Here is a 22,498-nt window from a genome sequence, read left to right as displayed (position 1 = left end):
CTTGCGCTCCGCAACAGGGGCAAAAGCCACCCGAAAATTCGTAAAGTTCGTCAAAATCGGAGCGCCGGAAGAATGCTCCGGTCTGCGAAGTGGCAGTTATATTTATATTTATCAGATAGTTATGTGCCGCTTTGTGGCTTGATCGGGGGGCTTGTCGCGGTCTTGCCAGGATGAGGGACTGTTGCGGCGGCTGCACTGTCACACCAGCGATGATATAGGCTCTGATAGTGATCGATTGCCACGCGTGACCCGGACCTGACATGACCTTTCTGCCGCAGGGCTTCCAGACCCGTGTCATGATCACGCTGATCCTTGCGTCTGTCCTGCCGCTGGCGCTCGGGGGCTGGGTCTTCTTCAATCTCGTCAACCGCAACATCACCGAGGAAACCTATCGCCAGGTCGCCTTCGCGCGGGATGCAAAGGGCAGCGAGGTGCTGCAGTACCTCGCCTTCGCCCGGCGTGAGGCCGAAAGCATCGGCCAGTCAGCCAATGTTCGCTATGCGGTCGGCGACTTTTACGGCTTCTCCTTTGCCTTCGGCCAGATGGCAGCAACTGAGGCCCAGTCCGGCGCCAGGTTGCGCTTGCTGTTCGGCGTCGAACCGGGCGGGTCAACCATCATTCCGCCGCCTGCACCGGTGGGTGAAGACATCCTGCTGCGCGAAGCACTCGAATACGCCAATGCACACCGGCGGTTTCATCCGTCCTTCGCCGAATTCATCGGAGGGTCCGAGTATGACAATCTCTACCTTGTCAACACGCGCGGCAGGGTTGTCTATTCGGTCTCGAAGGACAGTTATCTCGGGCATGATCTCAATGGGTTGAGCGGGCCGCTCGCTGATCTCTATCGCCGCCTCAGGGTCAATCCGCAGTCTGAAGCGCTGCTGTTTTCCGACTTTGTCCGGGATCCGCTCACCGGGCAGTTCGTTGCCTATCTCGGCATGAATGTCAGGCTCTATGCCTCGTCGAATGCGACCGTGTTCTTCCGCCTTCCGGCCGACGGGCTTGGCCGCCTGATGCAGGCGAGCAATGTCATGACGCTGATTTCCTCAACGGGTGAGGTGATCGCCGCGACCCGGGGAACCGGCATCAGCACGGCAAGTGCTGTCGTGGTCCCGGCTCAGATGCGCGCGCCACAGGGGATCGAGACGCTGGAGAAGGGCCTGATCGGCGTCCCGACCCTGTCGGCCTGGAAGCGGCTGATGGATCCGGCCCCCGGTTGGCTGGTCGTGGCCGAATCTGAACAGGCGCGCGCCTTTGCCACCTCGCGGCGGTTGCGCGATGCACTGCTGATCATCGGCATTGCGGCCATCGCGGCGCTGGTTCCGGCCGCGCTCGCCCTGTCGCGCTCGATGACCAGCCCGATCCGCCGTCTGGCCCGTTCGGCAACGGCCGTGGCAAACGGCGCGCTTGAGGAACCTTTGCCCGAGTATGCGCGGCCGCTGGAATATGCCGACCTGTCCCGGGCGGTCAGCCAGATGCGCCGCTCCTTGCGCGATCAGCTCGAACTGATCAGCCAGAAGAACGCGGAGCTTGAGGAAGCGGACCGGATGAAGGATCGCTTCCTGGCCGCGACCTCGCATGAGTTGCGCACCCCGCTCAATGGTATCATCGGCATTTCCGAGACGCTCGGGGCCGGGGCCATGGGCGAATTCGCGCCAGCTCAAAAGAGCCAGTTGCACTTGATCGCGCTGAGTGCCCGCCGTCTGTCCCGGCTGGTCGACGACCTTCTCGATATCTACCGCATCCGGGAAGGGCGGATGCGACTTGACCTGCAACCGCTCGACGTGGCGCAAAGCTTACGCAACGTGCTGCAACTGGCCCGGCCAATGCTGGCCGGCGAACCGGTCACCTTGCGGGTCGATGTCGACGCGGATGTCCCGGCGGTCCATGCCGATCCGGTGCGGTTTGAGCAGATCCTGTTCAACCTCATCACCAATGCCGTGAAGTATGGCGGCGAAGGCCGGATCGAGATCACGGCACGGATGCGGGACGTGGGGACTGTGTCGCGGGTCGACATTGCCATCCGCGATTTTGGACCGGGTATTTCCCCTGACAGTCTTGAGCGCATTTTCCATCCGCTGGAGCAGATTACCGGGTCCGGTTCGCGCGCGGCCTTGCAGGAAGGCATGGGGCTGGGACTGACAATCGCCCGCAACCTCGCCGTCCTGATGGAGGGCACCATCGAGGTGACCAGCACGCTGGGACAGGGCTCGACTTTCACCGTCAGCCTTCCGGCTTCCGATCGTCCGGCCCTGTCGACTGTGCGGTCCGAACTGCATGAGGTGATGGCGAGTGCAGATGGGCTGCTGATCGGGGCGCAAGCCCTGGAAGACAGCAGCGCACCGTCGATCCTGCTCGTCGACGATGAGCCGATCAACCTGCAGGTCCTGCGCAATGTGCTGCTGCCGCGTGGCTACCGGGTGATTGACTGTGACAACGGGCCAGACGCGCTGCGGCTGGTCGAAGAGCATCAGCCGGACCTTGTTGTTCTGGACGTCATGATGGCCGGCATGAGCGGTCTGGACGTGGCCCGTCACCTGCGGCGTCGGCATTCGCTGCTGGATTTGCCGATCATTCTCCTGACAGCCCGCGGCCGCACCCGCGACATGATTGCCGGTTTCGAGGTCGGGGCGAACGACTATGTGGTGAAGCCCTTCGTCAAGGACGAACTGGTCAGCCGCATCGCCACCCTTTTGGAGGCCTCGCGCGCCAAGCGCCGCGCTGAGGAGAACAGCGAATTGAAGCAGGAGATTGAGCGGCGTATCCAGGTGGAGGACGCTCTGCGTCTGTCGCAGCGCCGGATGGGGCAACTGCTCGAGGCGCTGGAGGATGGGCTCATCTGCGCCAACCCGAAGGGCATCGTCACCTTTGCAAATCCGGCCGCCGAATTCTGGCTTGGCGAGAGCGCGATCAGCGGGCAGACCGCGCTCGGTGACCTGCTGCCGGGCAACGCCTTGTCTGAATTGTCCGGTCTGACCGGTGACGATGACACGCGGCGGATCGAGACCGAGATCAACGGGCGACGGGTGGTGCTGAATGCCTTTGCGCTGCTGCCGGATGCCGGTGGCGGCATTGCCCTCTTGGTCAGCGAATCCGGCCGCGAAGCCCCCGGTCTTGTCACATCGGTGCGCGATGCTGTCGACAGTTCGCTGCCAGCGCTGGCCAGTCCGGTCGCCGACGACATCGACATCGTCAATCCGGATCCCTACCGGGCCCAGATTGTAACCGTAATGGGCGAGGTTCTTGGCCTGTGGAAGCAACTGACCGGAAAGGGTAAGGTTGACTTTGCCGAGGTCAGCGGCATCTGGCGCGTCAGCCTCGACAAGTCGTCCCTGCAGACGCGCACGCTCGACAAGTATCTCATGCTCGAGACATTGCCGGTCAATCCGCGCTGGCGCGATGTGCTGCGCTCGGCTGATTTCCTGCTGGAACAGGCAGGACGAGAGGGCGCGCTGGACACGCCCGCGATCCGCGAGGCGCGGGAGCGTCTCGCCCGCGATCTCGCCGTGTTGCGCAGAATGGTGCCTGCAGGATCCTGAATTTCAGTCCGGCAGCGCCTGCCAGGCGACACCGCCCGCCAGCAGTTCCATGCCATTGAAAACAACAGGATCCGGATTGTAGTTGAAGTAGAACCTGTGCGTCTGCGTGTCGCGCTGGCGCAGACCCTCCGGCATCGTCGTCGTTATGATCCCGGCCCGTGCGGTTGTCTCGGTAAGGACCCGGTTTAGGGCCGCTTCATCCGGCCAGCCGGCGAGATAGGTGAAGTTGCCCGCCCGGACCACGGCTGGTTCGCCGTCGCTCGCCCGTATGACGACCTCCGCGTTGCCCTCCAGTTTCTCGCGCCAGCCAAGGAACGAACCGCCACCCTCAAGCGGCACTGGGGCAAAGGGCGGCAGGCTTTCGACCCGCGAGATCCGGCAATCGAGCCCGGGCAGGGCCGGAGGCAGCGGCACGGGGATCGCGAAGTCCGCCGTCTTGGAATTCGTCCTCGGTCCGGCCACCACCTCAGCGCCGCTGGCTAAAAGTGCGTCGGCGAGTTTCTCAGGCAGGGTGAAGAGACCGGGCACCAGGACAAGCCGGTATCCGGCAAAATCCACCGTGCTGGCCGGAACGATGTCGACCGACAACCCGAGTTGACGCAGACCGCGATACATCGCGAAAGCCAGCCGGAAATAGTCAAAGTCCTTGCCTTGCGGCTGGATCTGCCAGGCCCAGGCGCTCGGGTAATCGAACACCAGTGCCACGGGTGCCTTTTTGATGTCGGTCGTCGGCATGGCCTTCAGCTCCGCAGCCACCTCTTCGGCGGCATGGAACGCCGGGGCAGGGGCGCTGTCGGGGCGCAGCATCCCGGCATGCATCTGTTCCTGCGCAAACGGGGCCTGCCGCCAGCGGAAATAGCACACGGCCTCCGCACCATGGGCAAAGGCCTCCCAGGCCCAGAGCCGGGCCATGCCGGGCAGGGGATCGGGATTGTAAGGCGCCCAGTTCACAGGGCCCGGCTGCTGTTCCATCACCCACCAGCGGCCATGCCCGACGCTGCGGTAAAGATCGTGCTGGAACGCCTGAAAATCGGGATGCCCCTGGCGCAGGAAGCGCCGCTTGAACGTGTCGTCGACCTCCATCCGGTCGGACAGGAAGCCCAGCGGATAGCTGTCCCAGCTGGAGATATCGAGGTCGGCCCCGACGTCGAAATGATCGAAGTCGACGATCCGGCCCATGTAGTTATGGGCAATCGGTGCATCGGTGTGACGGCGCAGGATGTCGACCTGCAGCCGGTTGAACAGCACCACCTGATCGGACGAGAATCGGCGGAAGTCCATCACATGCGCCGGGTTCGGCTCAGTGACGGTCAGGTTCGGCAGGCCAACGTCCTCGAAACTGGCATAGTCCATCGACCAGAACACATTGCCCCAGGCCCGGTTCAGCGCCTGCGGCGACTGGTACTTGCGCGCCAGCCAGTTGCGGAATGCGGTGAGGGCTACCGCCGAATAAGAAACCGTCGTGTCATGGCAGCCATATTCATTGTCCGTCTGCCAGGCCGCGACATGGGCGTTGTTGCCATAGCGTTCGGCCAACAGGGTGACGATACGCGCGCATTCCGCCTTGTAGCCTTCATGCGAGAAGCAGTAATGCCGGCGCGATCCGAAGCCGCGTGGACGGCCCTCAGCATCGACGGCCAGCATGTCGGGATGCTTTGTGACCATCCAGCGCGGCGGCGTTGCGGTCGGCGTGCCGAGCACGACTTTCAGACCGGCCTGACCCAGGACGGCGATAGAGCGGTCGAGCCAGTCCCAGTCCAGCTGTCCGGGCTCCGGTTCGATCCGGCTCCAGGCGAACTCGCCGATGCGCACATAGGTGAGGCCAACGGCGGCCATGCGGGCTGCATCTTCGGTCCACTGGGTTTCGGGCCAGTGCTCGGGATAATAGCAAACGCCAAGGCGGCGCAGAAGGTTGTCGGTCACAGGATCACCTGATGCTCTTGCTGGCCGCGCGCGACATTGGCGGCGGTGAAGGTCATGCCGGAAAGCGGAGCCGCAACGCGGCCCGATGCTGTCAGGCCCTGCCGGGCCGACGTGCAGAACAGGGTTGTCAGGTCCGGTCCGCCAAAGGCCGGGCAGGTGGTGTGCGGCGCATCAACCGGAACGGTCCGCACCAGCGCTCCGTCGGGCGCATAGGCGGCAACCCGTGACGAGCCCCATTCGGCCAGCCACATGAGGCCATCGCGGTCGATCACTGCTCCGTCCGGCTCCCGCCCGGCGGGGGCCAGATCGAGAAACACAGTCGGTTCCGTATTGGGCCAGCCATCCGCGTCAAGGGTCACGCGCATGACCTTGGCGACGGCGGAATCGGTGAAGAAGGCGGTGTGGCCGTCCGGGGCAAAGCTGATCGCGTTGGAAATCGTGATCGGCGCAAACAGTTGCCGTAACTCGCCGCGATACCAGCGATAGATTGCGCCGGCATCCTGTTCGGCATTGCAGCCCATGGTGCCAATCCAGAAACCGCCCTGGGGGTCCGCACGGCCATCATTCGAGCGGGTCACCGGATTGTCGGCCTCCAGCGGGCAGACATGGGTGTTGGTACCGGAATTGGGGTCATGGATGAACAGCTCGCGCGCGCTGGCGATCATCAGCCGGTTTGCGTCGATCCATCCGGCCGCCGACACGAAAGTGTCGAAGCGCACGGCCTTTGTCTCGTCGTCCGCCTGTGTGTAGAGCGTGCGGCCGGTGATATCGAACCAGTAGAGCTGCTGGCGCAGCGGATGCCACAGCGGACCTTCTCCCAGTTCACAGACGGTTGCATCGAAAACGGATGTCATGCGGGCTCCTGGGTCTTCGCGGCATCGAAGGCGATCACCATGTCTCTGGCACGCTGTTCGATCTCGGCAATGGCGAGACCTGGAACATACAGCGATGTCCCGATCCCGAAACCGGTGATGCCGACTTTCATCCACTTGGCGAAATTGTCCGGACCAGCGCCGCCAACCGCATAGAGCTGCGTCTCCTTCGGCAGGACGGCCCGGATCGCCTTGACGCCTTCGGGGCCAAGCAGCCCGGCGGGGAAGAGTTTCAGCCCGTCCGCTCCGGCTTTCAGCGCGGCAAAGCATTCGCTCGGTGTCATCACGCCGGGAAACGAGAGCAGCCTTGCGGCCTTGGTGGCGCGGATCACGTCCGGATCGCAGTTGGGCGACACGACAAGCCGCCCGCCGACATCGGCAAGCCGCTGCACATCCTCCGCCTCCAGCACCGTGCCGGCCCCGATCAGGGCGCTGTCGCCGAAATGCTTGACCATGGCGGCGATGCTGTCGAAGGGCTGCGGCGAGTTCAGCGGCACTTCGATGCGGGTGAAGCCGGCGGCGATCAGCCGCTCGCACACAGGCAGGCTTTCTGCCGGCGTCAGGCCGCGCAGGATGGCAATCAGCGGACGCATCACTTAGGTCTCCGGATGTCTTCGAGAATCGACCGCCGGGCCAGCGACAGTCCGGCAAGTGTCAGGTTGGCTCCGTCGACGATGCGCGGTTCGTAGCCCGCAATGACCAGCGCCGCCGCATAAAGCGCGCTGAGGCCGGGGGCGCCCACGAGGGTGACCGGACCATCGAGCATGGAGCGGAGTGCTGCTAGTTCATTGCCAATGAGCAGACCCGACAGGCGTGCCCGCGCCGCCTCGGCGGGCATTGCGTGTAGCAGCCCTTCCGCCCGCAGGCGGAACAGCCCGGCGGCAAGGCCAGCCGGTGCCTGCAACGCTTCCTGGACTGCCGCTTCAAAACTCGGCTGGTGCCAGTCGGATGTCGCGCCAAGACCATGGCGGAGCACCGAGTGGCCGCTGATCAAGGCGTAGAGCTCGCCGGTCATGAAGGTCGAGAACGCCAGTACCTTGCCGGCGCGGACACTGGCCCATTTCGTATGGGTCCCCGGCAGGCAGACGAGGCCTGAAAGGTCAGGGTCGGCAACCAGAAGGCCGGCAATCTGCGTCTCCTCGCCGCGCATCACGTCCGCCGGCGCATCCTGGCGCAGGCCCGGAACCACCCAGACTGCGATCCTCGGATCATGGCTTTCGCCCCGTACCACATGGGCGGCACTCAGCGGCGTGCAGGGAACCGCTACATAGGGCGCCTCGATCCACCCTTGCCGGCTGCCGACCATGCCGCAGGCGATGACCGGCGTGACCTTGTCGGAGGAAAGCCAGCCGCCGACCAGCTTCAGCAGCGCCGGTTCGAACCCGTCACGGCTCAGGCTCGCCATGCCATCGTCCGATGCGGCTTCACTCAGGACCTGATCGCCATGCATTGACCAGGCACGCAGATGGGTTGTGCCCCAGTCGACGGCGATCCACTCCACATTGGCGCTTCCGGTTGGGGCCGGATCCTCTCGCTCTGTCATCCGGTCACCACCACACCGCCGTCGATGACCAGCGCCTGGCCGGTCATCATCTTCGATGCCTTCGATGCAAGGAACAGGCAGCCACCGGCGATGTCTTCCGGGTCAATGGTGTCCTTCAGACACTGGCGCTCGAGATGCGCGGCAAGACCTTCCGGCGTCACCCACATGTCCTTCTGCTTCTGGGTCAGCACCCAGCCGGGCGCGAGGGCGTTGACACGGATGCGGTCGGGGCCGAACTCGCGCGCCAGGCTGCGCGTCATGCCGTTGATGCCGGAGTTGGCCGTGGTGTAGATCGGGTAGCCGGCGTTGCCCATCATGTAGCTGATCGACGAGAAGTTGATGATCGATCCGCCGCCGGCTGCCTTCATGCCCGGAACCACGGCCTGAATGGCGAAGAAATAGGCCTTCAGGTTGATCGCCATCGACCAGTTCCAGTAGTTCTCGGTCACCTCCAGCGTGGCGTGACGCTGGTCATTGGCGGCGTTGTTGACGAGGATGGTCACCGGCCCATGCGCCTCGGAGGCCTTCGCGATCGCGCCCTGAAGCGCTGCGATATCGGTGATGTCGCAAGGCAGAAACAGCGGACGGTTTGATGTGTTCTGCTCCATCTCGTCACAGAATGCCGATGCATCAGACCGCTGCACGAAGGCAACCTTCGCGCCCTGGTTCAAAAATGCCTCGGTCAGCGACGCGCCAATTCCTGACCCGCCGCCGGTGATGAAGACCGAGGCACCAGACAGATCGGGGAAAACAGGAAGGGTCTGCATCAAATCTACTCCAGTTATCAATCTTGCCGGATAGCACGCGTTACAGGCGCTCGCCTTCCAGCATGTAGAGAGTTCCGGGCCAGGCAACCGGCAGGGTCACGCCCTGCTGCATCAAGGCCGCGCCGGACAACACCAGCGGCATCTCTTTGAGCGCGTTCGGCCCCCGCGATTGCGGCGGGATATCCTCCGGGTTGAGGAGGCTGATCCGGTAGCGGGCGGCGGGATCGAGCCCGGTCAGGGGCAGCGGGCGCGGCAGGGCCTGTCGAGACGTCCCGGTCTGTCCAGCGAACACCACGAAGCGGCTGCCATCCCGGGCCAGTTGCTGTTCCACTGTTACTGCCGGATCCGCGCTGTCGAGCCGCTGGATATCGGCGAAGGTCAGCCAGTCGCGGTTGGCCTTCCACCACGCGGTCACCGATCGCAGGCATTCGTCCTCGTCCTCGGTGAGTTCGGTGAGATCCATTTCGAACCCCATGTGCCGCTGCGCAGCCGTTCTGGCCCTGAGGCTCATGCTCAGCATGCGGCCAGACGTATGACATTGACGCGGGCCGACATGGCTGCCGGTCACGGCGAGCGGCAGGAACAGGGCCGCGTCATGCTGGATCCGGATCCGCTCCAGCGCGTCATTGCTGTCCGACAGCCAGACGCGCTGGGTCTGGGCAAGAATGCCGGCATCGATCCGGCCACCGCCCGAGGCACAGCTCTCGATTTCCACGCCCGGATGGGCGGCGCTAAGGCGCGCCAGCAGATCATAGATGCCCCGCGTCTGGGCCGCGTCGACCACCGGCAGCAGGCGGTTGTGGTCCCATTTCAGGTAGTCGATCCGGTGCTCGCTCAGAAGCGCGGACAGGCGCGCAAACAGGTGATCGCGCACGTCCGCCTGCGCCATGTCGAGGACAAGCTGGTTGCGCCCGCGCGTCTGATCGGCCGGGCCAAGGATCCAGTGCGGATGAGCGCGGTAGAGATCGCTGTCCTCGCTGATCATTTCCGGTTCGACCCAGAGGCCAAACCGCATGCCCTGTGCTTCGACAGCGCTGATCAGAGGTGCCAGTCCGTCCGGCCACTTGCGCCTGTCAACCAGCCAGTCGCCGAGGCTTGTGGTGTCGTCGTCGCGGCGTCCGAACCAGCCGTCATCAAGGACGAAGCGTTCTGCACCGAGCCTAGCGGCGCGTGCTGCCATGCCGGTGAGGGTTTCGAGCTTGTGATCGAAATAGACGGCTTCCCAGCAATTGTAGTGCACGGGACGTGGGCGGCTCGCCAGCGGAGTGGGCCAGCGGACAACCCGGTCGCGGACATCCCGCTGCATGGTCACGGCAATGCCGTTCAGACCGCAGGTCGAGACACTGACAATCAGCTCGGCGCTTTCAAAGCGCGTACCGGCCACGAGTTCCGATCCGCTGGCATGACCGAACTGGATCTGACGCCGGCCATCCTGCAGTTCCTCAATGATCTGGCGATGTCCGCCCGACCAGGCAAAGCTGAAGGCCCTCGCTTCGCCGGACGTGTTGCGGCAGCCCGTTTCGGCCACCAGGGCAAACGGGGGATGCTCCTGGCCGGAGCGTCCCGTCCGGCTTTCGCGCATCCGGATGCCTGGCCGGATCGCCATGCGCTGCGGCTGCATCTCGCCGATCCAGCGGCCGGAGAAATCGATGCTGTCCTGTGCGCCTGAAGGAAGCGGCAGCACTGGCGCCGCAAGCCAGGTCACGCGGACCGGCCGCTCCGAGGCCAGCGTGCTCTTCAGCACCAGGACACCTGTCGTCTCGCTTCTCACGTCAAGCGTCAGTATGAGGTCGTCATCGCGGCTGATGAGCTTTAAGCCATTGGGTGATGGCTCGGCATGGTCAAACCGAAAGCGTGGCGCGCGTGGGGTACCGTCGGCATCCGACACCACCAGTCCCGGTTGCCCTTGCCAGTCATCGGCGGGCATCGGGCACAGGGTCAGATCCGGCAGGCGGTCGAGCATGCCGCCGGTCAGATCCGGGCGGGCCGCCAGCGCGAACTGATCGAGATCCTCGTCTGCCGGCAGCGGCGGTCCCCAATAGAGCGCTGAAGGAATCCCGCCCGCGCTCGACAGGACAAGGGTCTGCTGTGGCGTGTCGATGCGCCAGTGGGTCATTTCACAGCCCCAAGTGTCAGCCCGGCAATGAAATGCTTCTGCATCAGGAAGAACATCAGCACGGGGGGCATGGCGGCAATGATCGAGCCGGCCGACACCAGATGCCAGGCCGCGACCCACTGGCCGTTGAGCGAGTAGAGGCCTGCCGTCACCGGCTGGGTTGCCGCACCGGTGGTCAGCACCGTTGCCCAGAAATAGTCGTTCCAGATGAAGGTGAAGATCAGGACCGACAAGGCGGCAATGGCCGGGCGCATCAGGGGGACGACCACGTACCAGAAGATCCGGATCTCGCTGACGCCTTCCACCCGGGCCGCCTCGATCAGCTCAAAGGGCAGGGCGCGGATGAAGTTGCGCATGAACAGGGTGCAGAACCCGGTCTGGAAGGCGATGTGGAACAGGGCAAGGCCCAGTGTGGTGTCATAGAGACCCATCTGCAGCGTAAGGTCTCGCACCGGGACCATCAGGATCTGGAACGGCACGAAGTTGCCGGCAACGAACAGGAAGAAGATCAGCACGTTGCCGCGGAACTTGTACACGGCCAGGGCAAAGCCCGTCATCAGCGACAGGGCAACCGCGCCAATGACGGTCGGGATCGTCACCTTGAAGCTGTTCAGGATGTAGCTGGCGATCGGCGAATTGCGGAACACGGCCGCATAATTGTCGAAGGCGATGGCAGAGGGCAGGCCGAAATAATTGCCTGCGGCCAGATCAGACGAGGGACGCAGCGAGGTCACGGCAACGCCGAGCAGGGGCAGCAGCCAGACGACCAGCGCGATCGGCAGGGCGACCTGGTAGAGGATCCGCGCCTGGCGGCTGGATTGCTGGATGGGACGGGGAAACATGGTCAGTGATCCTTCTCGTCACGCCACATCTTCCAGATGAAGCCGGTGATGAAGACCATCATGATGGCGAAGAGCACGACGGCGATGGCCGCGCCATAGCCCATGCGGAAGCCGTATTCGGACAGGGCCTGCTCATACATGTAGAAGGACAGGACGCGCGAGGAGCCATAGGGGCCGCCGTCGGTCATGATCGAGACGAGGTCGAACGACCGCAGCGCGCCGATGACGGTGACGACGACGGCGATAAAGGTCGCCGGGCGCAATTGCGGCAGGATGACATACCACAGCATCTTCCAGCCCCTGGCGCCGTCAAGCCGCGCCGCCTCGATCTGGTCGGGCGCGACATTGTTGAGGCCGGTCAGATACAGGATCATCACATAGGCAATCTGCGGCCACAGGCCGGCGGCGATGATGCCATAGGTGACATAGTCCTCATCGGCGAGAATGGCGACGCCCTGACCGGTGACGGCTTCGATGAGTGTGTAGAGCAGGCCGAAATTCGGCGCGTAGAACCACGAGAACATCAGGCCGACGACGACCTGGCTGATGACAAAGGGAAAGAAGAACAGCGATTTGTAGGCCCTGATGCCCCAGACAGTCTGGTTCAGGAAGATCGCGATCGCGAGGCCAAAGGGGATCGCCAGCATGTAGAGCACAAGCCAGAGCAGGTTGTTCTTCAACGAGATGTAGAACGCTTCGTCGTCCACCAGCTCGATATAGTTGCCAATCCCGACCCATGTCGCCTCGCCAAGGCCATCCCAGTCGTAGAAGGACAGGGCCATCGATTCAAAGATCGGGGCGATGACATAGAACAGAAAGAAGGCGGCTCCCGGGGCCAGGAACAGCCAGGGCGCCAGACGTCGCTGGTGGGTCTTGAAGAAGGCCTGCATGGGGTCCTCAGCCGGTCGCTGCGGCAGACCGTTTCCGATCTCGGACAACGGGCGCGCTGAACGGGACAGGTGACCCGGACGAAGCGGTGGGGCTTCGTCCGGGTCGGCCGGTTACTTGTAGATGCGCTGGCGCATCTTCTCGAGACGGTCCAGGATCGCATCGCGCCGGTCCGGCTTGATGGTGAACTCCTGGAAGCCTTCCATTCCGGCCTTGGCCATTTCAGCCGGAGCATCGCGGTCGAAGAACTGGGCAAGGCCAGCCGCGCTCGAAACCGTCTCGAAGCCAGCGGTCAGGAACGGATCATCGGCGTTGACAGCAGAGCCCTTGTTGACCGGAAGCTGGCCGAGGGTCTTGTTGAGCGCGGTCTGCACGTCGGCGCGGGCCACAAATGCCAGGAACTTCTTGGCATCAGTGACATTCTTGGCGCCGGCTGGAATGTGGATCGTGTCGGTCGGGGCTTCTTCGGCGCGCGGGACGCCGGCGGAGATCTCCGGGAAGACCATGAAGCCGAGGCTGTCATTGGTCATGCCGCCGTCTTTGAACACGGCAACGGCGAAGTTGCCCATGACATAGTTGGCGGCCTTGCCCTGGACCAGCAGCGCGGCTGCATCCTGCCAGTCAATCGCAGCATGGTTGGCGGTCATGTAGCCCGGGCCTACGAGCTTCTCCCATTCGGCGAACGTGGCCTTGACCCTGTCATCCGTCCACGGAACTTCACCGGCGGTGAGCTGCATGTGAAACTCATAGCCGTTGGTGCGCAGGTTCAGGTAGTCGAAGATCCCGGCGATCGGCCAAAGCGCCTTGGAGCCGGTGGTCACGCAGTCGATCCCGGCTGCCTTGAACTTGGCGCAATTGGCGATGAACTCGTCCCAGGTCTTGGGAACATCGACGCCAGCCTGCTTGTAGGCGTCCTTGTTGTAGTAAATGCCCCACTGGTAATACGTGTAGGGCACGCCCCACTGCTTGCCGTCGATGGTCATTGAGGCGAGTGACGAGGACAGCTTGTCGGCCAGGCCATTTTCCGCCCAGACATCGCTGACGTCGGTGAATTGTCCCGCCTTGACGAAGGGGGCCATGCGGTTGCCGGCGTACCAGTTGGCCAGATCCGGGGCATCGGCGGTCAGGAAGTTGCGGATCGCGGTCTTGTAGCCTTCATGGTCAAACATGTTGACCACGACGTCAATGTCCGGGTTCTCGGCCTCGAACAGGGTGATCAGCTCTTCCATGGCGGCCTTCGGCGCCGGGTCCGACGTGTCTGTGTTGAACACCAGTGTCCGCTTCTCGGCCATGGCCGATCCGGACATGAGGACGGCAACCGCCAGCGCGGCTCCGCCAAGCAACTTATGAACCATGTTCTCCTCCCAAGGATGTCGCGATATTCGCCGCAGCTTCTGCGCGGATCGGACTTGCAAGTTTGTTCCAATTAATGGAACTTAGTCTTGCATATTGAAAACTATGCTGCGAAGCTTTAGGACTGTCAAGGCGCGGGTGCGGAGAAACGGAATGAGCGAGGAAAAAGGCGACGGAACTGTCGGCAAGGCCCTGGATGTGCTGGACATGGTTGCCCGGCACGGCCGGCCTGTGCGGTTTACCGAGCTGCTCGGGCAGGGGGGCTATCCGAAGGCGACGCTTTATCGCTTTCTGCAGACCCTGACCAACCAGGGCATGCTGGCCTATGATCCGGAAGCACAGGTCTATTCGCTGGGCGTCCGGCTGGTGCGGCTGGCGCATGCGGCGTGGACGCAGAGTTCGCTCGCCCCCATCGCCCGGCCCTGGCTCGACCGCTTGTCGGCGGAATTGGGCGAGACGCTGCATTTGGCCCAGCTTGACCAGGGGCAGGTGCTCTATGTCGACAAGCGCAATGCGGCACGGCCGGTCGACATGTTCAGCCAGGCCGGCAAGGTTGGCCCGGCCTATTGCACCGGGGTCGGCAAGGCAATGCTGGCATTCCTGCCCGAAGACCGGCTGGAACAGGCCCTTGCGCGCCAGTCCTTCCACGCCTTCACGCCGGCGACCCTGGCCTCACGCGCAGCGCTGGTCAGTGAACTCAAGATGATCCGCAAGCGCGGCTATGCCTTCGATCTCGAAGAGCATGAGCCAGGGATCATTTGCGTTGCCGCACCGATCCTGTCTGCGTCCGGCCGGGCCATCGGGGCGATGTCCATCACATCAACAACACAGCGCAACTCATTGGAAGATCTGGAAGCCGTTGCCCCGCGATTGTGCGAGGTGGCCGCAGCCATCGCCGCCGACGCGCAAGCCTGGCGGTTTCCGGAGCAATAAGATCGAGAGACGGGAGGAACTCAATGTCTGGCGTGGTGCTTAGCAAGGTCGTCAAACGCTTCGGCGAAGTCGAGGTAATCCGTGGCGTCGATCTCACCGTTGAGGATGGTGAGTTCTGTGTCTTCGTCGGGCCGTCCGGCTGTGGCAAGTCCACGCTCCTGCGCATGGTGGCCGGCCTTGAGGCGACCACGTCCGGGTCCGTCCGGATCGGCAGCCGCGATGTCACCAATGCCGATCCGTCCGAACGCGGCGTTGCCATGGTGTTCCAGACCTATGCGCTCTATCCGCATATGACGGTGGCCGAAAACATGGGCTTCGGCCTGAAGATGACCGGTCATCCGAATAGCGAGATCGACACGAAGGTCGCCGAGGCGGCGCGGATCCTCAAGCTCGATCCGCTGCTCGCCCGCAAGCCGAAGGCGCTCTCCGGCGGCCAGCGCCAGCGCGTGGCCATCGGCCGGGCCATCGTGCGCGGGCCGGAGGTGTTCCTGTTTGACGAGCCGCTGTCGAACCTCGATGCGGAACTGCGCGTCGAGATGCGGGTCGAGATCGCCCGGCTGCACCGCGAGATCGGCGCCACCATGATCTATGTGACGCATGACCAGGTCGAGGCGATGACCCTGGCCGACAAGATCGTTGTGCTGAGGTCCGGACGGGTCGAGCAGGTCGGCCGGCCGCTCGATCTCTATCACAATCCGGACAACCGCTTTGTCGCCGGCTTTATCGGGTCGCCGGCGATGAACTTTGTCGCAGCACGGATGAACGCGGATGGAACGCTGTCGGCTCCGGGCATGTCCGAAACACCGGTGCAGGGGCCGAACGTGTCGGCGCATGCCGGAAACGTCATCCTTGGCGTTCGTCCGCAGCACCTGTTGCTGCAGGACGGAGCAAGCCACCGCGTCGACATGATCGAGGCGCTTGGCGGGGTGTCCTACATTCACCTCGTGGCTTCGACGGGCGAGAAGATCGTCGTCGAACAGCGTGACGATGCCATCGCCCGTATCGGTGACAACGTTGGCCTGCGCTTTGAGGACGACAAGGCGTTTCTCTTTGCCGCTGATGACACCGGTCTGCGCCTGCGCTAGGCCGCGTCAGACCCGGACAGCAGAACGGCGGGCAAGGCCCGCCGTTTGAACTTGATGACAAACCTTGACCTCACCGAAGTCATCCCGGCCAAGCGTAGCGCCGAGCCGGGACCGGAGAGTCGAGGCCTCGATATTTCAATGAATTAGCCCCGGAGACACCTTGGCTCTCCGGTCCCGGATCTCCGCTTCGCTGCGTCCGGGATGACGATAGAGGGTTTGTCAGCAGTCTGACGGCGGGCAAGGCCCGCCGTTATTCGCTCCGTGCCTGGTTCCAGCTCAGCGGATCCGCTTGCCGTCCTTGTCGAAGTGGTAGCAGCGGGCCGCCTCGGGGGTGACGAAGACATCCTCATCGACCGTGAACTTGTGCTCGCCGAAAAGGCGCACCGTGACGAGGCCGTGTTCGGCGCTGCGGACATAGACCAGTGTCTCGCCGCCCAGATGCTCGACATGGCTGATCGTGCCTGCGATCTTGCCTTCGCTGCGGCTGATCGCCAGGTGTTCCGGCCGGATGCCCAGCGTTTCGCCGCGGCCGTCGAGCAAGTTGCCCTTCAGGAAATTCATCTGCGGCGAGCCGATGAAGCCGGCGACAAAGACATTGTCCGGATCGTTGTAGAGTTCCATCGGCGCGCCGACCTGCTCGATGCGGCCCGCATTCAATACGACAATGCGGTCGGCGAGGGTCATGGCCTCGACCTGATCATGCGTCACGTAGATCATGGTCGCCTTGAGGTCGCGGTGCAGACGGGCGATCTCGATGCGGGTGTTGACGCGGAGCGCTGCGTCGAGGTTCGACAGCGGTTCGTCGAACAGGAACAGCTTCGGCGTACGCACTACGGCGCGGCCAATGGCGACGCGCTGGCGCTGGCCACCGGAGAGTTCGGCCGGGCGGCGCTCCAGCAGCGCCTCCAGCGACAGCATGTTCGAGGCACGCTGGACCGCAGCGTCGATCTCCGCCTTCGAGGCTCCGGCCTGCTTCAGCGCCAGCGCCATGTTGCCCTTCACCGTCAGGTGCGGGTAGAGCGCGTAGCTCTGGAACACCATGGCGATCTCGCGCTTTGACGGCGGCGCATTGGTGATGTCGGTGCCATCGATCGACAGCTGGCCGCTGGTCGCATCCTCCAGGCCGGCGATGATGCGAAGGAGGGTGGACTTGCCGCAGCCCGACGGGCCGACGAAGACGCAGAACTCACCATCGTGGACGGTCAGGTCGACGCCCTTGATGACGTCCACTTTGCCGAAGGACTTGGTGATCTTGGTAAGGGACAGCGCGCCCATGATGTCTCCTGCTTACAGTTTGACCGGCTGGCCGGAACGCACGCTCTCATCCGCCGCCAGACAGACGGCGAGGGAGCGAACGGCATCGGACATGTGCCGGGTGAGGTCGAGATTTTCTGTGATGGCGCGGGCCACATAGGCCTGCTCGCGGGCGCACAAGCCGTTGTGATCCGGCTCGTCCGTCATGTCGAGATCCTGGTGGCCGAGGCCGGCCTTGTGCAGGCGCAGTTTCGACGTCTGCGTATGGGTGTCGATGTCGTCCGAGCGCGCCGTATCCGGCATCCGGATCGATACGGCGCCATTCGGGCTGACCACATCCTTCACGAAGAAGGCCGTGTCCGACATCATCGGACCCCAGCCAGCCTCGTACCAGCCAAGGCTGCCATCGGCGAAAAGCACCTGGAAGTGGCCATAATTATACATGTCATCGGCGATTTCGTTGCTGAGCCTCAGGCCCATGCCGCGAACTTCCACCGGTGCGGCATCGGTGATCTGGCACATGACATCGACATAATGCACGCCGCAGTCGACGATCGGCGGCGTCGTCTGCATCAAGGTCTTGTGCACGTCCCAGGTCGGGCCCGAGGATTGCTGGTTGAGGTTGAGCCGGAAGACATAAGGTCCACCGAGGGCGCGCGCTTCGGCAATCAGCCGTTGCCAGCTCGGGTGATGGCGCAGGATATAGCCGACCACCAGCTTGCGCCCGGTTTCCACCGCCTTGGCGACGACCCGCTCGGCATCCTTCACATTGGTCGCAAGCGGCTTCTCGACGAAGACATGCGCGCCGGCATCCATCGCCGCACAGGCATAGTCGGCATGGGTGTCGGAATAGGTCGCGATGCAGACGAGATCCGGTTTCAGCTCGTTCAACGCGGCCATGTAGTCGGTGCGATGCGGATAGCTGGCAAGCGCCTCAGGCAGGTTGGACGGCCATGACCGGCTGACCAGACCAACGATTTCGAAGGCAGGATCGGCGTGATAGGCGAGCGCGTGGCTCAGCCCCATGTTGCCAAGTCCGACGACCAGGGTGCGGATCATTTCACGGCTCCTGCGGTGATGCCACGGATGAGCTGGCGCGAGAAGATCAGGTACAGCACCAGCACCGGCAGGATCGCCAGTGACAGGGCGGCAAGTACGGCGTTCCAGTTGGTGACGAACTGGCCGATGAACACCTGGCTGCCGAGCGTCACGGTCTTGGTGGCCTCCGAGGGCGCAAGGATCAGCGGGAACCAGAGGTCATTCCAGATCGGGATCATGGAAAACACGGCCACTGTCGCCATGGCGGGGCGCACCAGCGGCAGCACCAGCGTCAAGAAGATCTTGTACTCGCTGAGCCCGTCGATGCGGCCTGCGTTCTTGAGGTCATCGGAAATGCCGCGCATGAATTCCGACAGGATGAAGATGGCCAGGGGCAGGCCTTGCGCTGTGTAGACCAGGATCAGTGCCGTCAGCGTGTTGACCAGCCCGGAGGCGACCATCAGCTGCAGGATCGCAACGGTCCCAAGACGGATCGGGATCATGATGCCGATGGCAAGATAAAGGCCCATCAACGTGTTGCCGCGGAAGCGATACTCGGACAGGGCAAAGGCCGCCATGGCGCCAAACAGCAGCACGAAGAACAGCGAGGCGACCGTGACGACGAGGCTGTTCTGGAAGTAAAGGAAGAAATCCCCTTGTGCCAGAACGGTGGTGTAGCCGACCGGATCGAAGGTCGATGGCGTTGGTATTGCCAGCGGATCGCCGAAGATCGCCTTGCGGGATTTGAAGGAGTTGATGACGACGACGAACACCGGGAACAGGGCAATCAGGGTGTAGAGCCCCAGCACCGAATGGGCGGCAACCGTGCGTCCGAGCGAAGAACGAGCCTTAGACATGAAGGTCTCCCTCAGAACTGGTAGCGGCGCAGCCGCGTCTGGATGGTGAAGAGGTAGAAGCAGACGCCGACGAGAATGATGCCGAACATGGCCGCTGCGATGGTTGCACCCATGTGCGGATCACCCAGCTGGAGCTGGAAGCCGAAGAAGGTGCGATAGAGGAAGGTGCCGAGGATATCGGTTGCAAAATTCGGTCCGGCCAGCGCGCCCTGGGCGACGTAGATCAGGTCGAAGGCGTTGAAATTGCCCACAAAGGTCAGGATCGAGATGATGCCGATCGAGGGCAGGATCAAAGGCAGCTTGATCTTCCAGAATTGCCTGGCGCCGGTGACACCGTCCATTTCGGCAGCTTCCAGGATCTCGTCCGGGATTGTCAGCAGGGCGGCATAGATCAGCATCATCGGGATGCCGACGAATTGCCAGACAGACACCAGCGCCAGTGTCGTCAGGGCATAGGCTTCCTGACCCAGCCAGGGCGCATAAAGGGCCTTCAGGCCGACGGCATCCAGAAGGCCGGGGGCGATACCCCAGATCGGCGACAGGATCAGCTTCCAGACAAAGCCGACGATCACGAAGGACAGGATGGTCGGGATGAAGATCGCCGTGCGGTAGAAGGCTGCAAACCGTAACTTGGGCGAGGACAGCAGGGCCGCGAGCAACACGCCAATCGGGTTCTGCACCACCATGTGGATGAGGAAGAACCAGGCGTTGTTGCCGAGGGCGTTCCAGAACGCATCCGACCAGCGCGGGTCGCCGAACAAGGTCTGGAAATTGGCAAGACCTACAAACTGGCTGACGCCATCTGCGCTGATGTTGAACAGGGCCATGTTCAGCGTGGCGAACAGCGGCAGGATCATGATCGCGGTGTAGATGATCACGGCCGGGGCGAGGAACACGCCGATGTGCCAGCGGAACGGCCTTTTGCCAGCGATAGGGATGTCGGTCATTGGAAAAGCCTCTGCGCTTGGAGGAGGCCCGGATCTGGGCCTCCTCCATTGGTGCGATGGGGACTGTGCGAAGACTTTACGTGCTATTACACTGTAAAACTATGTGTCTATGCACATGGGATCATGGCCGCCGTGGCTTGCCATGATCCGTTGCTAAGCTGGTCGACCGATTATTTCTGCGGTTCGTACCAGCTGGCAAGGCCCTTCTGCAGGCGCTCTGCGGCTGCTTCCGGGGTCTCTGCGCCGCGAATGACATTCGCGGAGGCATTCCAGGTTTCGTTTTCGAGGTTCGGCGTGCCGCGCGACAGGATCTGGTAGGTCGAGCGGATCGTCGGCTTGCAGGTCTCGCGCCAGCTGACGAATTCCTGGGCGAGCGGCTCGCTCAGTTCGATCTTGGCGTTGGACAGGGAGAAGAAGCCGGGCAGGGCGTTGGAGTAGAGTTCAGCGAACTCCGCCGAGCCAACCCAGTCGAGGAACTTCTTGGTTTCTTCCGGATGCTTCGTCGCCGCGTTCATGCCGAGTGCGATGTCGGTGTGATCGGAGATGTAGCACTGGTCGCCTGCTGCCGGCACCGGCGGATAGAAGGCGCCGAGTTCAAAGCCGGCCTGCTGCTTGAAGCCGGCGATTTCCCAGGAACCGGCCGGATAAATGGCGGCGCGGCCGAGGGTGAACAGGTTCTGGCTGTCCGGATAGGACTGGGCTTCGTAGCCGTCACCCAGATACTGGCCCCACTTGGCAATGGAGCGGAACGGGGCGACCCACGGCTCGTCGGTCAGCTTGGCAGCGCCGGCGATCAGTTCAGCGCGGCCGTCCTCGCCCTTCCAGTAGTTCGGGCCAATGTTCTGGTAGGCCATGGTTGCGGCTTCCCACTGGTCAGCGGTGCCCATGGACATCGGGATGTACTTGCCGTCGGCCTTGATCTTGTCGAGGGCGGCGAAGAACTCGTCTTCAGTGGTCGGAACTTCGATCCCGACTTCCTTGAAGGCGTCCTTGTTGTAGATGAAGCCATGGATGACCGAAGCCATCGGAATGCAGAAGGTCTTGGCACCATCATCGGTCGACCAGCCGGACTTGGCGACGGCCGAGAAGTTCTTCATGGCTTCCATGTCGGTCAGGTCGGCCAGCTTGCCCTTCTCAAACAGGGTCAGCGAGGCGTCGAAGGGGCGGCAGGTGATCAGGTCACCGGCGCTGCCTGCGTCGAGCTTGGAGTTCAGGATGGCGTTGTATTCAGCCGGCGCGGTCGGCGCGAACACCACCTTGATGCCCGGGTTCTTGGCTTCGAACGCCGGGATCAGGGTCTGCTGCCAGACGGTCAGATCGTCGTTGCGCCAGCTTTCAATCGTCAGTGTGACATCGGCGGCATGAGCTGCGCCGGCAAGCAGGGTGCCGGCGAGTAACGCGCCCTGAAATTTCACAAGATTCATCGAACTGCTCCCGTTTATGGGCCTTTTTGACCCTCTGGTTGATGCTTATGCGCCTTGTCGCAGGGCACTGAGGGCCGGTCCCACATGGCCCCCGGATTCCGCGAGAAGCGTGTTGGCCTGCGCCGCTGTGGCGCCACAGGCAATCAGGATGGCAGGCTTCACCGCACCGCCCGTTTGGCCGAGCGCGGCGCGCGCTGCGTCAATGTCGATGCCACTGAAGTCTGCCACCATGCCGGCGGCGCGGTCCAGAAGCTTGGCATTGTCCGCCAGGACATTGACCATTCGCCCCTCGTGCACATGCCCGAGACGGACACCGGCGAGGGTTGAAATCATGTTCAGGGCCGCCTTCTGCGCCGTCGCAGCACCAAGCCGCGTCGAGCCCGCCAGAATTTCCGCCCCGGTATCCAGAAACACCGGATAGTCGGCGATCTGCAGCAAGGGCGTCGCTTCGGCATTGGCAAGGCCGGCGATGCTTGCGCCGTGCGCCTTGGCCGCCTTGGCGACCGTCAGGGTATAGGGCGTCGAGCCGGAGGCCGAGACCGCGATCACAAGGTCGCCTGGCCCAGGGGCGATCCGGGCGACATCGGCTGCGGCCAGGTCCGAGTCGTCCTCGACAGCGCCGGGCATCTCGAGCAGGGCGGCCGCGCCGCCGGCAAACAGCATCGCGATCTGATGGCGCGGAACGCCGAAGGTTCCGGGAATTTCGAGACAGTCGGCCAGGGCCATCAGACCCGAGCTGCCGGCACCGACATAGATGACCTTGTGACCGGACGCGATTGCCGCAGCCATGGCAAGACCGGCAGCGGCGATCACATCCCGCGCTGTGGAAGTCGCGTCAAGTGCAGCGATCTGACCCGTAAGGATCGCTGCAACGGCTTCCGCTGCGTCGTGCGAATGCAATCTGTCTGCTTCGAGGTGCCGTGCCTCTGTCCGTCGTGTTGTCATCTTGCCCTCCCCAACGTGATAATGCCAAAAGAATACCAATTGTAAAGTGGCAAATTCGCTGGCTGGAATTTTATGAATGGTTCATTGGATTTTTCAAGTCAGGATCTCAAGGCTTTGTACCAAGCCAGTGGCTTGCCGGAGTTGGGGATAATCTTATTAAATAATTGATTTA

At 63.1% G+C, this 22,498-nt stretch carries 18 protein-coding genes; 3 read left to right on the top strand and 15 right to left on the bottom strand.

The window, feature by feature from the left end; genetic code table 11:
- Positions 1-260 precede the first annotated feature (260 nt).
- The gene (locus ACTIFE_RS06575) at positions 261-3,539 is read left to right on the top strand and encodes a response regulator (protein ID WP_439528369.1); all 3,279 of its coding nucleotides are present in this window, start codon (positions 261-263) and stop codon (positions 3,537-3,539) included.
- A 3-nt stretch (positions 3,540-3,542) separates the two neighbouring features.
- On the opposite strand, the gene ACTIFE_RS06570 is transcribed toward ACTIFE_RS06575, so the two are convergent.
- From ACTIFE_RS06570 to ACTIFE_RS06530, 9 genes are all read right to left on the bottom strand, one after another.
- Complete coding sequence (locus tag ACTIFE_RS06570; RefSeq protein ID WP_439528368.1) at positions 3,543-5,462, bottom strand: beta-galactosidase; 1,920 nt, start codon at positions 5,460-5,462, stop codon at positions 3,543-3,545.
- Entirely contained in the window at positions 5,459-6,316 is an 858-nt protein-coding gene (locus ACTIFE_RS06565; RefSeq protein WP_439528367.1) for an SMP-30/gluconolactonase/LRE family protein, read from the bottom strand. The genes ACTIFE_RS06570 and ACTIFE_RS06565 overlap by 4 nt, the downstream gene beginning before the upstream one ends.
- Positions 6,313-6,927, bottom strand: coding sequence for a 2-dehydro-3-deoxy-6-phosphogalactonate aldolase (locus ACTIFE_RS06560; protein WP_439528366.1), 615 nt, complete (start codon positions 6,925-6,927; stop codon positions 6,313-6,315). The genes ACTIFE_RS06565 and ACTIFE_RS06560 overlap by 4 nt, the downstream gene beginning before the upstream one ends.
- Entirely contained in the window at positions 6,927-7,877 is a 951-nt protein-coding gene (locus tag ACTIFE_RS06555) for a 2-dehydro-3-deoxygalactonokinase (protein ID WP_439528365.1), read from the bottom strand. The genes ACTIFE_RS06560 and ACTIFE_RS06555 overlap by 1 nt, the downstream gene beginning before the upstream one ends.
- Complete coding sequence (locus ACTIFE_RS06550) at positions 7,874-8,644, bottom strand: SDR family NAD(P)-dependent oxidoreductase (protein WP_439528364.1); 771 nt, start codon at positions 8,642-8,644, stop codon at positions 7,874-7,876. The genes ACTIFE_RS06555 and ACTIFE_RS06550 overlap by 4 nt, the downstream gene beginning before the upstream one ends.
- Before the next feature lie 40 nt (positions 8,645-8,684).
- Positions 8,685-10,760, bottom strand: a complete 2,076-nt coding sequence (locus ACTIFE_RS06545) for an alpha-galactosidase (RefSeq protein WP_439528363.1) — start codon at positions 10,758-10,760, stop codon at positions 8,685-8,687.
- Positions 10,757-11,602: a carbohydrate ABC transporter permease gene (locus ACTIFE_RS06540; RefSeq protein WP_439528362.1), complete on the bottom strand. Its 846-nt coding sequence runs from the start codon at positions 11,600-11,602 to the stop codon at positions 10,757-10,759. The genes ACTIFE_RS06545 and ACTIFE_RS06540 overlap by 4 nt, the downstream gene beginning before the upstream one ends.
- 2 nt (positions 11,603-11,604) lie before the next feature.
- Entirely contained in the window at positions 11,605-12,492 is an 888-nt protein-coding gene (locus tag ACTIFE_RS06535) for a carbohydrate ABC transporter permease (RefSeq protein ID WP_439528361.1), read from the bottom strand.
- A gap of 111 nt (positions 12,493-12,603) precedes the next feature.
- Positions 12,604-13,845 carry an ABC transporter substrate-binding protein gene (locus tag ACTIFE_RS06530; RefSeq protein WP_439528360.1) on the bottom strand — a complete coding sequence of 414 codons (1,242 nt, stop codon included), beginning with the start codon at positions 13,843-13,845 and terminating at the stop codon, positions 12,604-12,606.
- A gap of 151 nt (positions 13,846-13,996) precedes the next feature.
- On the opposite strand from ACTIFE_RS06530, the gene ACTIFE_RS06525 reads away from it, so the two are divergent.
- Positions 13,997-14,776 (top strand): IclR family transcriptional regulator, encoded by a 780-nt coding sequence (locus ACTIFE_RS06525; RefSeq protein ID WP_439528359.1) that lies wholly within the window; start codon positions 13,997-13,999, stop codon positions 14,774-14,776.
- 23 nt (positions 14,777-14,799) lie between these two features.
- A complete protein-coding gene (locus ACTIFE_RS06520; protein WP_439528358.1) occupies positions 14,800-15,861 on the top strand; it encodes an ABC transporter ATP-binding protein in 1,062 nt (353 codons plus the stop codon).
- Between the two features lie 276 nt (positions 15,862-16,137).
- Here the strand turns inward: ACTIFE_RS06520 and ACTIFE_RS06515 are convergent, their stop codons facing one another.
- From ACTIFE_RS06515 to ACTIFE_RS06490, 6 genes are all read right to left on the bottom strand, one after another.
- Complete coding sequence (locus ACTIFE_RS06515; protein ID WP_439528357.1) at positions 16,138-17,136, bottom strand: ABC transporter ATP-binding protein; 999 nt, start codon at positions 17,134-17,136, stop codon at positions 16,138-16,140.
- 12 nt (positions 17,137-17,148) lie between these two features.
- Positions 17,149-18,174 (bottom strand): Gfo/Idh/MocA family protein, encoded by a 1,026-nt coding sequence (locus tag ACTIFE_RS06510; protein WP_439528356.1) that lies wholly within the window; start codon positions 18,172-18,174, stop codon positions 17,149-17,151.
- Complete coding sequence (locus ACTIFE_RS06505; RefSeq protein ID WP_106753428.1) at positions 18,171-19,010, bottom strand: carbohydrate ABC transporter permease; 840 nt, start codon at positions 19,008-19,010, stop codon at positions 18,171-18,173. Before ACTIFE_RS06505 ends, ACTIFE_RS06510 begins: the two co-directional genes overlap by 4 nt.
- 11 nt (positions 19,011-19,021) lie before the next feature.
- Entirely contained in the window at positions 19,022-19,957 is a 936-nt protein-coding gene (locus tag ACTIFE_RS06500) for a carbohydrate ABC transporter permease (protein ID WP_439528355.1), read from the bottom strand.
- 170 nt (positions 19,958-20,127) lie between these two features.
- Positions 20,128-21,381: an ABC transporter substrate-binding protein gene (locus tag ACTIFE_RS06495; protein WP_439528354.1), complete on the bottom strand. Its 1,254-nt coding sequence runs from the start codon at positions 21,379-21,381 to the stop codon at positions 20,128-20,130.
- A gap of 45 nt (positions 21,382-21,426) precedes the next feature.
- Positions 21,427-22,326, bottom strand: coding sequence for an N-acetylmuramic acid 6-phosphate etherase (locus tag ACTIFE_RS06490; protein ID WP_439528353.1), 900 nt, complete (start codon positions 22,324-22,326; stop codon positions 21,427-21,429).
- Positions 22,327-22,498 lie beyond the last annotated feature (172 nt).

It is taken from the genome of Pannonibacter sp. (assembly GCF_051860505.1).
Lineage (GTDB): Bacteria > Pseudomonadota > Alphaproteobacteria > Rhizobiales > Stappiaceae > Pannonibacter.
This window is presented reverse-complemented; position numbering and strand designations above follow the sequence as displayed.

Bases quoted from the DNA above. Each gene is read 5' to 3' on its own strand.
- ACTIFE_RS06575 (WP_439528369.1), top strand. From the start codon at position 261: ATGACCTTTCTGCCGCAGGGCTTCCAGACCCGTGTCATGATCACGCTG.
- ACTIFE_RS06565 (WP_439528367.1), bottom strand. From the start codon at position 6,316: ATGACATCCGTTTTCGATGCAACCGTCTGTGAACTGGGAGAAGGTCCG.
- ACTIFE_RS06560 (WP_439528366.1), bottom strand. From the start codon at position 6,927: ATGCGTCCGCTGATTGCCATCCTGCGCGGCCTGACGCCGGCAGAAAGC.
- ACTIFE_RS06555 (WP_439528365.1), bottom strand. From the start codon at position 7,877: ATGACAGAGCGAGAGGATCCGGCCCCAACCGGAAGCGCCAATGTGGAG.
- ACTIFE_RS06550 (WP_439528364.1), bottom strand. From the start codon at position 8,644: ATGCAGACCCTTCCTGTTTTCCCCGATCTGTCTGGTGCCTCGGTCTTC.
- ACTIFE_RS06545 (WP_439528363.1), bottom strand. From the start codon at position 10,760: ATGACCCACTGGCGCATCGACACGCCACAGCAGACCCTTGTCCTGTCG.
- ACTIFE_RS06540 (WP_439528362.1), bottom strand. From the start codon at position 11,602: ATGTTTCCCCGTCCCATCCAGCAATCCAGCCGCCAGGCGCGGATCCTC.
- ACTIFE_RS06535 (WP_439528361.1), bottom strand. From the start codon at position 12,492: ATGCAGGCCTTCTTCAAGACCCACCAGCGACGTCTGGCGCCCTGGCTG.
- ACTIFE_RS06530 (WP_439528360.1), bottom strand. From the start codon at position 13,845: ATGGTTCATAAGTTGCTTGGCGGAGCCGCGCTGGCGGTTGCCGTCCTC.
- ACTIFE_RS06525 (WP_439528359.1), top strand. From the start codon at position 13,997: ATGAGCGAGGAAAAAGGCGACGGAACTGTCGGCAAGGCCCTGGATGTG.
- ACTIFE_RS06520 (WP_439528358.1), top strand. From the start codon at position 14,800: ATGTCTGGCGTGGTGCTTAGCAAGGTCGTCAAACGCTTCGGCGAAGTC.
- ACTIFE_RS06515 (WP_439528357.1), bottom strand. From the start codon at position 17,136: ATGGGCGCGCTGTCCCTTACCAAGATCACCAAGTCCTTCGGCAAAGTG.
- ACTIFE_RS06510 (WP_439528356.1), bottom strand. From the start codon at position 18,174: ATGATCCGCACCCTGGTCGTCGGACTTGGCAACATGGGGCTGAGCCAC.
- ACTIFE_RS06505 (WP_106753428.1), bottom strand. From the start codon at position 19,010: ATGTCTAAGGCTCGTTCTTCGCTCGGACGCACGGTTGCCGCCCATTCG.
- ACTIFE_RS06500 (WP_439528355.1), bottom strand. From the start codon at position 19,957: ATGACCGACATCCCTATCGCTGGCAAAAGGCCGTTCCGCTGGCACATC.
- ACTIFE_RS06495 (WP_439528354.1), bottom strand. From the start codon at position 21,381: ATGAATCTTGTGAAATTTCAGGGCGCGTTACTCGCCGGCACCCTGCTT.
- ACTIFE_RS06490 (WP_439528353.1), bottom strand. From the start codon at position 22,326: ATGACAACACGACGGACAGAGGCACGGCACCTCGAAGCAGACAGATTG.